This window comes from Kitasatospora sp. NPDC057518 (genome assembly GCF_042802075.1).
GTDB lineage: Bacteria > Actinomycetota > Actinomycetes > Streptomycetales > Streptomycetaceae > Kitasatospora.
On the sequence record NZ_JBHVEU010000489.1, the window covers coordinates 1 to 6,467 of the forward strand.

General features: G+C 72.1%; 7 protein-coding genes. 4 read left to right on the forward strand and 3 right to left on the reverse strand.

The features are described from left to right. Positions 1-13: 13 nt before the first annotated feature. Complete coding sequence (locus tag ACFU7Z_RS34005) at positions 14-997, reverse strand: adenosine deaminase (protein ID WP_380781794.1); 984 nt, start codon at positions 995-997, stop codon at positions 14-16. Positions 998-1,137: 140 nt separating this feature from the next. Here ACFU7Z_RS34005 and ACFU7Z_RS34010 point away from each other — a divergent pair, with 140 nt between their 5' ends. Both ACFU7Z_RS34010 and ACFU7Z_RS34015 read left to right on the forward strand, forming a co-directional pair. Further along, a complete protein-coding gene (locus ACFU7Z_RS34010) occupies positions 1,138-1,419 on the forward strand; it encodes a DUF6158 family protein (RefSeq protein WP_380781796.1) in 282 nt (93 codons plus the stop codon). A gap of 120 nt (positions 1,420-1,539) precedes the next feature. Then, positions 1,540-2,928, forward strand: coding sequence for an NADP-dependent succinic semialdehyde dehydrogenase (locus ACFU7Z_RS34015; RefSeq protein WP_117486953.1), 1,389 nt, complete (start codon positions 1,540-1,542; stop codon positions 2,926-2,928). A 32-nt stretch (positions 2,929-2,960) separates the two neighbouring features. On the opposite strand, the gene ACFU7Z_RS34020 is transcribed toward ACFU7Z_RS34015, so the two are convergent. Together ACFU7Z_RS34020 and ACFU7Z_RS34025 are read right to left on the reverse strand one after the other, a co-directional pair. Next, positions 2,961-3,266, reverse strand: coding sequence for a hypothetical protein (locus ACFU7Z_RS34020; RefSeq protein WP_049658984.1), 306 nt, complete (start codon positions 3,264-3,266; stop codon positions 2,961-2,963). A 57-nt stretch (positions 3,267-3,323) separates the two neighbouring features. Next, the gene (locus ACFU7Z_RS34025) at positions 3,324-4,319 is read right to left on the reverse strand and encodes a Ku protein (protein WP_049658986.1); all 996 of its coding nucleotides are present in this window, start codon (positions 4,317-4,319) and stop codon (positions 3,324-3,326) included. A gap of 146 nt (positions 4,320-4,465) precedes the next feature. Here ACFU7Z_RS34025 and ACFU7Z_RS34030 point away from each other — a divergent pair, with 146 nt between their 5' ends. Both ACFU7Z_RS34030 and ACFU7Z_RS34035 read left to right on the forward strand, forming a co-directional pair. Next, complete coding sequence (locus tag ACFU7Z_RS34030; protein WP_049658988.1) at positions 4,466-4,720, forward strand: hypothetical protein; 255 nt, start codon at positions 4,466-4,468, stop codon at positions 4,718-4,720. A 264-nt stretch (positions 4,721-4,984) separates the two neighbouring features. Then, a complete protein-coding gene (locus tag ACFU7Z_RS34035) occupies positions 4,985-6,430 on the forward strand; it encodes an amino acid permease (RefSeq protein WP_049658990.1) in 1,446 nt (481 codons plus the stop codon). Positions 6,431-6,467 lie beyond the last annotated feature (37 nt).

The following is a 6,467-nucleotide window of genomic DNA, read 5'->3' on the forward strand; positions in this document are numbered from 1 at the left end:
GCGGTCCGGCAGGTCAGAAGACGTACGCGGCGACCTCGGCGAGGAGTTCGGCGCGGCGCTCCTCGCCGATGAAGGAGGCGCGGAAGGAGTTGGCGGCCAGCCGGCGCAGGGTCTCCTGGTCGAGGGCGAGGGCCTCGCGCACGGCGCGGAAGTTGTCCTCCACGTAGCCGCCGAAGTACGCCGGGTCGTCGGAGTTGACGGTGACCAGCAGGCCGGCGTCCAGCATCTCGCGCAGCGGGTGGTCGGCGAGGGTGTCGATGCAGCGCAGCCGGACGTTGGAGAGCGGGCAGAGGGTCAGCGGGACCTGCTCGCGCACCAGGCGGGCGACCAGCTCGCCGTCCTCCAGGCAGCGCAGCCCGTGGTCGATCCGCTCCACGCCGAGGACGTCCAGCGCCTCGGTGATGTACGCGGCCGGGCCCTCCTCGCCCGCGTGGGCGACCCGGCGCAGCCCGGCCTCGGCGGCCCGGCGGTACACCTCGCGGAACTTGACCGGCGGGTGGCCGACCTCGGCGGAGTCCAGGCCGATGCCGGCGATCCGGCCGAAGTACGGGCGGGCGGCCTCGAAGGTCTCCAGCGCGGACTCGGCGGACTCGTCCCGCAGGAAGCACATGATCAGCTGCGTGCTGATGCCGTACCGCTCCTCGGCGCGCTCCAGCGCCCGGGTCAGCCCGTCGACCACCACGCCCAGCGGCACCCCGCGCACGGTGTGCGCCTGCGGGTCGAAGAAGATCTCCGCGTGGCGGACGCCCTGCTCGGCGGCCCGGGCCAGGTAGGCGTCGGCGAGGTCGGCGAAGTCGTCCTCGGTCCGCAGCACGGCCATCAGCGCGTAGTAGAGGTCCAGGAAGGACTGGAGGTCGCTGAAGGAGTACGCCTCGCGCAGCGCCTCGGTGTCGGCGTACGGCAGCTCGACACCGTTGCGGGCGGCGAGCTCGAAGGCGAGTTCGGGCTCCAGGGTGCCTTCGATGTGCAGGTGGAGTTCGGCCTTGGGAAGCGGCATGTGGGTGTCCGAGCGCTAGCGGGGTGGTCCTGAACGTGTACGGAAGGATTCATCCTATGATCCGCGCCGACGGACCGGGTGCAGCGGCGGCGGTCGGCGGGCACCCTGGAGGAGGGGACTTCCGCCGAGGAGGCACCGAGATGCGGCACGCCGAAGACCCGCACATCCGGCCCGCGGGCATCTCCGCGCACGCCCTGGGCAACGACACGCTGCTGCACGAGCTGGAGCAGCTGCACCGCACGCGGCACGAGACGTTCCTGTACGGCTCGGAGGAGGCGCTGAAGCGGCACACGCTGCGCACCGGGGAGCTGGAGGCCGAGTACCTGCACCGCTTCCCGACCCGGCAGGTCACCGCCGCGCGGACCAGGGCCGGGGCCCGCGCCCGGGAGGCGGCGGCCCGGGTGGAGTCGCTGCCGGAGTGACGGGGCGGGCCGCGCGCCCGCCGGGACACGCCGGGCGCGCGGTGGCGTGCCCGGAGGCGGGCGGTCGGGGAGGGTGTGAGGGCAGACGCACCGGACCGTGACCCCACCTGGGAGCCCCGCATGCCCATCGCCAGCGTCAACCCCGCGACCGGCGAGACCGTCCAGACCTTCGAGCCGCTCGACGCGGCCGGCATCGAGCGGCGGCTGGCCCGCGCCGAGGCCGCCTTCCACAGCTACCGCGGCACCCCGTTCGCCGCCCGCGCCGAACTGATGCGCCGCGCCGCCGACCTGCTGGACCGGGAGCTGGAGGCGGTCGCCCGCACCATGACCGAGGAGATGGGCAAGCCGCTCGCCGCCTCCCGCGCCGAGGTCGCCAAGTGCGGGAAGGCGATGCGCTGGTACGCGGACCACGCCGAGGAGCTGCTCGCCGACGAGCACCCGGCCCCGGCCGACGTCGCCGACTCCGGTGCCTCCCGCGCCTTTGTCCGCTACCGTCCGCTTGGTCCGGTTCTTGCCGTCATGCCCTGGAACTTTCCACTCTGGCAGGTTCTCCGGTTCGCCGCGCCGGCCCTGATGGCGGGCAACGTCGGTCTGCTCAAGCACGCGTCGAACGTGCCGCGCACCGCGCTGGCGATCGAGGAGCTGTTCCAGCGGGCAGGGTTCCCGGAGGGCTGCTTCCAGACCCTGTTGATCGGCTCGGGCGCGGTGGAGGGCGTGATCCGGGACCGCCGGGTCGTCGCCGTCACCCTCACCGGCAGCGAGCCGGCCGGGCGGGCGGTCGCGGCCACCGCGGCGGACGAGGTGAAGAAGGCCGTCCTGGAGCTGGGCGGCAGCGACCCGTTCGTCGTGCTGCCGAGCGCCGACCTGGACGCGGCGGTGCGCACCGCCGTCCGGGCCCGGGTGCAGAACAACGGCCAGTCCTGCATCGCCGCCAAGCGCTTCATCGTGCACACCGACGTGTACGACCGCTTCACCGCCGCCTTCACCGCGGCGATGGGCGCGCTGAAGGTCGGCGACCCGATGGACGAGTCCACCGACGTCGGCCCGCTGGCCAGCCGCCAGGGCCGGGACGACCTGGAGGAACTGGTCGAGGACGCCCGGGTGCACGGCGCCCGGGTGGAGTGCGGCGGCGGGCGCCCGGAGGGCTGGGACACCGGCTGGTTCTACGAGCCGACGGTGCTGACGGGCATCACCCCGGCGATGCGGATCCACCTGGAGGAGACCTTCGGCCCGGTCGCCACCGTCTACCGGGTGGCCGACCTGGACGAGGCGGTGGCGGTCGCCAACGACACCCCGTTCGGGCTGAGCGCCAACGTCTGGACCACCGACGAGGCCGAGCGGGAGCGCTTCGTCCGGGACATCCAGGCCGGCGGGGTGTTCTTCAACGGGATGACGGCCTCCCACCCGGCGCTGCCGTTCGGCGGCGTCAAGCGCTCCGGGTTCGGGCGGGAGCTGTCCGGGCACGGGATCCGGGAGTTCTGCAACATCACCACGGTGTGGATCGGCTGAGCCCTCCCGGCCCCGCGCCTCTCCCGGCCGGGTCAGGACGCCATCCGGTGCCGGCCCGGCCCCGGGGTCATCCAGCGGGCGACCACACCGCCCATCGCGATGAGCGTCAGGCCCCAGAAGACCGCCATCGGCACCAGCACGGGCAGCAGGCTCACCTGGACCGCGACCATGCAGAGGCCGATCGAGAGCGCGATCATGAACGTCACCACGGTGGGGCTGAGGCTGAGCAGCCAGTGCCAGACGCGGTGCCCGAAGCCCCGGGCCCTGCGGGTCGCGGGGTCGGCCTCGGCCCGGGCGTCGAGTTCGGCGTCGAGTTCCTTGTAGGTCAGCAGGTCCATCGGGATCGCCTCCAGTGCTGGACGGCTGGACGGGAGGGGTGCCTGGCCCCGGTGGGGTCAGGAGGCCTTGCGGGGAGCCGAGGGCTTCCGGGTGGTGGTCTTCTTCGCCGCCGGGCTCCTCGCGGAGGTCTTCCCGGCGGACTTCTCGGAGGCGGCCGTCTCGGAGGGGGCCTTCCCGGAGGCTGCTGCCTTCGAGGCGCTCCGCTTCACCGGGGCGCGCTTGCGCGGCGCGGGCTCCGCCTCCTCCGGGGCGGCCTCCCCGGCCCCGCCGCCCCGCCCGCCCTTGGCCTGCTTGAGGCTGCTGCGCAGCGCCTCCATCAGGTCGATCACGTTGTCCGGCGCCTCGCCCGGCTCCTCCTCGTGCGGGACCTCGACGCCCTCCAGCCGCGCGGTGATCACCTGCTGCAGCGCCTGCTGGTAGTCGTCGTGCAGCTGGGACAGGTCGAAGTCCTCGGAGAGGGTGTCCATCAGCGACCGCGCCATCTTGAGCTCCTGCGGCCGGACGGCGACGTCGCCCTCGGGCGCGATGCCGGCCGCCGGGCGGACCTCGTCGGGCCAGATGCAGGTCTGCAGCACCAGGGTGTTGTCGTGCACCCGCAGCACCGCGGGCGACTCCCGGGTACGCAGCGCGATCTTGGTGACGGCGATCTGCCCGGAGTCGGTGAGCGCGTCGCGCAGCAGCGCGTACGGCTTGGCGGCGGCCTTGTCGGCGACGCCCACGTAGTAGGCCTTGGAGAACATCAGCGGGTCGATCTCGCCCTCGTCCACGAAGGCCAGCACGTCGATGATCTTCTTGCTGGGCAGCGGCAGGTCGGCGAGGTCCTCGTCGGAGAGCGTGACGGTCCGCCCGTCGGGGGACTCGTACCCCTTGGCGATCTCCGCGTACGGGACCTCCTTCTCCTCCCGCTCGCAGTACCGCTTCATCCGCACCCGGCCGCCGTCCTTGGCGTGCACCTGGTGCAGCGGGACGTCGTGCTCCTGGGTCGCGGAGTACAGGTGGACGGGGATGCTGACCAGCCCGAAGCTGATCGTCCCCTTCCAGGTGGTCTGCATGGGGTCGCTCCTGACCGGCGCCGGGAGCCGGCCGGCACCGAGAACGCTCGGGATGCTCCTACGGCATGTCCCGAGAGTCCCACTGTGCTCTGGTTTGCCCCGATCGTCCACAGCGCGTCGACAATGGGCCGAGGAGGTCGACGCGGATGGGCATCCGGAGCCGGGGGCACCAGCGGGGCCGGCGGGACCAGCGGGAACGCGACCAGGCGCCGCCGCCGGAGCGGTACGGCTACCTGGTGACGTACGCGGTGCGGGGCGAGCCCGGCGCACGGCGCGCGGAAGTCACGGTGCTGCCCGGATACTCGCAGGAGGACGACATCCCCCGGATCCTCGCCGCCCGGCTCACCGGGCGGCCGGCGGACGAGGCGTCGATCACCGTCCTCGACGTGCGGCCGATCTGACCGGCCACCCGCGGGCGATTTGAGCCCCAACAGAGCTTGGCGACCTTTCCGAATGCTGACGATGCGTCAGATTTGAGGTTTCCATGCCACCTTTCCACCCACCCCGACCAGGCCTTTTCCGTCCGTTGAGCGAACAGTTACCAAAGGATTGTTCCGATACTCGGGCGTAGAAGTTAGGTTGCGACGCAATGCGCGGGTCAGTCCCCCACCCTCGGCGCGACGAGCCGAGGGACACGCCGCGCGGGAAAGGCACAGGGCACCCAGATGAGTGCGGACACCACCAAGCCCCCGGCCACGGCCACCAAGCTCCCCCACCAGACCGGGCCGATCGGCCACGGCGGCGACGGCCACCTGAAGGCCGGACTCAAGAACCGCCACCTGTCGATGATCGCCATCGGCGGCGTGATCGGCGCCGGCCTGTTCGTCGGCTCCGGCGCGGGCATCGCGACCACCGGCCCGGGCATCCTGCTCTCCTACGCCATGGCCGGCGTGCTGGTCGTCCTGGTGATGCGGATGCTCGGCGAGATGGCCGCGGCCGACCCGCAGAGCGGCTCGTTCTCGGCGTACGCGGACCGGGCGCTCGGCCGCTGGGCCGGGTTCAGCATCGGCTGGCTGTACTGGTTCTTCTGGGTGGTGGTGCTCGCGGTCGAGGCGACGGCCGGCGCGAAGATCCTCAACAACTGGGTGCCGGGCGTCCCCCAGTGGGGCTGGGCCCTGATAGTCATGGCGGTGCTGACCGCCACCAACCTCTTCTCGGTGGCCTCCTACGGCGAGTTCGAGTTCTGGTTCGCCGGGATCAAGGTGGTCGCGATCGCCGCGTTCCTGGTGATCGGCACCCTCGCCGCCTTCGGCCTGCTGCCGGGCACCCACGCGGTCGGCGCCAGCAACCTCACCGGCCACGGCGGGTTCCTGCCGCACGGGGTGGGGGCGGTGTTCACCGGCATGCTCACGGTGGTCTTCGCCTTCATGGGCAGTGAGATCGTGACCCTGGCCGCCGGCGAGTCGGAGAACCCGGAGAAGGCCGTCTCCAAGGCCACCAACAGCGTGATCTGGCGGATCGGGATCTTCTACCTGGGCTCGATCCTGCTGGTGGTCACCCTGCTGCCCTGGGACTCCGCCGACGTCAAGGCGAGCCCGTACGTGGCGGTGCTGGACCACATCGGCATCCCGGGCGCCGGCCAGGTGATGGACGTGATCGTGCTGACGGCGGTGCTGTCCTGCCTCAACTCCGGGATGTACACGGCCTCCCGGATGGCGTTCTCGCTGGGCCAGCGCGGGGACGCGCCCAAGGCCTTCGCCACGGTGACCTCGCGCGGCGTGCCGCGGGTGGCGATCCTCTCCTCGGTGGTCTTCGGCTTCGTCGCGGTGTTCTTCAACTACACCTCGCCGGACACCGTGTTCGCCTTCCTGCTCAACTCCTCCGGCGCCGTCGCGCTCTTCGTCTGGCTGGTGATCTGCGCGACCCAGCTGCGGATGCGCAGGATCATCGAGCGCGAGATGCCCGAGCGGCACACCGTCCGGATGTGGCTGTACCCGTACCTGACCTGGACGGCCATGGGCATGATCGGGTTCGTCATGGCGTACATGTTCACCGACGCCGACGGACGCAAGCAGATGTACCTGTCGCTGGTCGCCGCAGCCATCGTGCTGGCGGCCTCGGCCGTGGTGGGCCGACGGCGGCGGGCCGCGGTGGCGGCGGCGGGCTCCTGACCCGTCCGCCCCGCGCGGGAACGCCGGGCCCGGGAGC